Source organism: Phytoactinopolyspora endophytica, from assembly GCF_004138495.1.
In the GTDB taxonomy this organism is placed as follows: domain Bacteria; phylum Actinomycetota; class Actinomycetes; order Jiangellales; family Jiangellaceae; genus Phytoactinopolyspora; species Phytoactinopolyspora endophytica.
In genome coordinates, this window is record NZ_ML142858.1 from 101,175 (window position 1) to 103,866 (window position 2,692).

At 67.6% G+C, this 2,692-nt stretch carries 3 protein-coding genes; 1 reads left to right on the forward strand and 2 read right to left on the reverse strand.

Going from position 1 to position 2,692, the window contains the following annotated elements; genetic code table 11:
* Both ELR45_RS19485 and ELR45_RS19490 read right to left on the reverse strand, forming a co-directional pair.
* Positions 1 to 1,191: CapA family protein (locus tag ELR45_RS19485; RefSeq protein WP_165367933.1), on the reverse strand; the 1,191-nt coding region annotated here is incomplete at its 3' end.
* 108 nt (positions 1,192 to 1,299) lie between these two features.
* Positions 1,300 to 2,238: an extensin family protein gene (locus tag ELR45_RS19490; RefSeq protein WP_165367934.1), complete on the reverse strand. Its 939-nt coding sequence runs from the start codon at positions 2,236 to 2,238 to the stop codon at positions 1,300 to 1,302.
* 199 nt (positions 2,239 to 2,437) lie between these two features.
* Here ELR45_RS19490 and ELR45_RS35500 point away from each other — a divergent pair.
* Positions 2,438 to 2,692 (forward strand): sulfatase-like hydrolase/transferase (locus ELR45_RS35500; RefSeq protein WP_165367953.1); only part of this gene is annotated, 255 nt, incomplete at its 3' end.

A 2,692-nucleotide genomic window follows, 5' to 3' on the forward strand; every position in this document is an offset into this window, starting at 1 on the left:
GAAGTCCTCGGTCATGCGGCCTGCCTGCGTGCCGTCGGCGAACTCGGGCAGGCCGTCGGACTGGATGGTGGCAGGATCCCATGACTCCTGCGTCACCCGGCCGTCGTCGACGGTGAGGGTCAGCATGCCCGTGGTCGACGTCGCCTCCGAGCTCTGCGTGTACCAGGCGAAGTTGCCCAGGCCGTAGGAGACGTAGGTATCGTCGAGCACGCCGGCGCCCTGCAACCGGTGGGTGTGGCTGCCGACGACCACGTCGGCGCCGGACTCGGCAAGCGAGCCGGCGAGCTCCTGCTGCGAGTCGCTGGGACAGGCGTCGCCCTGAACGCCCCAGTGCATGTAGACCACCACGACGTCGGCCTCGGCCTGGGCCGACTCGACGGCGTTGAGCAGCGGTCGCGGGTCGAGCGTGACGGCGACCCCCGGCCTGTCCTCCTCGGCGGCCCACTGGTGCGTCGGATCGGCCGTGGGGTCGTCGGGCATGGACGCGCCCAGCACGGCGACCGTCGTCCCATCCACATCGAGCACCGCCGGCTCGAACGCTTCCTGCACGTCGTCGCCGACTCCGACGACCGAGAGCGGGGAGTCGGCGTCCGCCGCCTGCTCAGCGGCGTCGAGCGTCTCGGCGAGGCCATCCGTCCCGTAGTCCATGGCGTGGTTGTTCGCCATCGTCACGACGTCGACACCGGCGGCGGCGAGCGCGTCGAACGCCGACGGCGGTGCCTGGAACGTGTACCGCTTCGGCTCCGGCGACCCGCCGGTCCCTACCGACGATTCCAGATTGGCAATAGTCAGATCGGCTCCCGAGAGCTGCGTCGAGATCGGAGCGAGCGCGTCCGCGGGGTCGTCCAGCCGGGACCGGAGCGCACCTTCGAAGTGCACGTCGCCGGCGAACGAGATGGTGATCGGGCGCTGGCCGGGCGCGGCCGACACCGTGCCAGGGGCGGGCTCCGGCGTGTCGGTCTGGTCCGCGGGCCGCCGGTCCGGCGATCCGGACGCCTGCGATGGGCCGGGCTCCGACGTCGAACCGGGACCGGAAGGTATCGGTGCATCCGACGGTGGCGCCGCCAAGGTCGGCTCATCGTCTCCGGCACAGCCTCCAGCGAGGAATGCGACCGCGACGACGAACGGGGCGAGATTGAGCAGATGTCGTCCGGGGCGGCGCGCGTACACCATGTCGAGGGTACTGTCCACCCGCCCGGAATGCGTAGGCGTCGGTCACCCGCGTGCTCGCCGGCGACCGACGCCTGCTCGCTACGGCCGCGATCCATCAGACACGTGATCCATCAGACACTGGTGGGCCTAGCAGGTCGGTGAGTGATAATAGCCCGCGTTCTGGTCGGCGAGCGCGTTCCGGATGACCCAGCGGAGGAAGACCTTCATGTCGGCCGTGCTGCTCAGCGGATTGTACGTCTGGCAGCCGCCGGAGCTGGTCGTCATCTTGAACCGTGCCATGAGCGTGTTGTACGCAGACTGCGTGATAGGCCCCCAGATCCCGTCGATCGCGATGTCGCTGTTGACGCCCAGGTAGCGGCCTGCGGCTTGCACGATGGTGGTGTCGCCCTTGTGACTCGTCCTGATGTTGACGCCGCCCGAGTTGTTCCCGTTGTCGTCGACGTGCACGTGGTTCACGTGTGAGCCGTCGGTGTCGTACCACGCGGTGAACACGTTGCGGAAATAGCGGCGGCACGACGCGACCACCGCAAGATAGCGGCGTTTCACGACTCGTGTCTCAGGTCCACGCCAGTGCTTGTTCAGGTCGACGAAGCCGCCGTCCCACTGCACCCGGGAGATGTCCAGCGCGCGACCGGTGCCGTGCTGGCCCGTTTTGCAGACGCCGGCACCGATGTCACCGAGCCACTGGATGCCCCAGCTACTGGAGGTGTTCGGCCGACTGATTCGAGCGATGGCGTCGAGGTTCTGCAGCCAGGTGTTGCACCTGTTGTGGAAGGTGGCGTTGAACTGCTCGGAATGGCGTCCTCCGTGCACGCCGACCAGTCCGTTCCACCCCGTCCGATGCCGCAGGTCCCAGCCGGACTCGCCGACCCAGGCCCGGTTCACGTACGGGTTGCCGGAGCACACGGCCATCGTGCCGAGCTCCGGCTCGCTGTCGTCCTCGGCGTAGGCCGGCAGTGCGTTGCTCATAGGCGTGAGCAGTCCGACCGCCGCCGTCAGTCCTCCTGCCGCCAGTAGACGGCGGCGGCTCAGTTGACCGTCGCCCACTGCGTCGTACCTGGTCATGCCCCGCATCGTTGCCTCCCCTTGTGTGGCCCCGCCGGATGCTGTGGACTATATCGGCGTCGGCACACTGCGGAACATGGAATGAGTTGGGGCAGACTTCGAGGCTCGCGCGACCTTTCATAGGACCGCTGCCAGTCAGGGATGCCCATGTAGTGTTCGTGGCGGCGAGCGTCGGCTCGAAAGGAGCGGTGTGGAGTCCATGACGAACAGGCCCAATATCGTACTGATCACGACGGACCAGCAACGTTATGACACAGTGGGGCCGCGATCACCGGAGTTCCTGCGGACCCCGCACATGGACCACATGGCACGCGAGGGCATCACATTCTCCTCGGCTTATGCGCAGTGCCCGATGTGCGTGCCGTCCCGGGTATCGGTCATGACCGGCCATACCGTGGCCAGCCACGGTATGGCCCGCAACGGTCACTCATCGGAGGTGGTCGACCGCGAGACA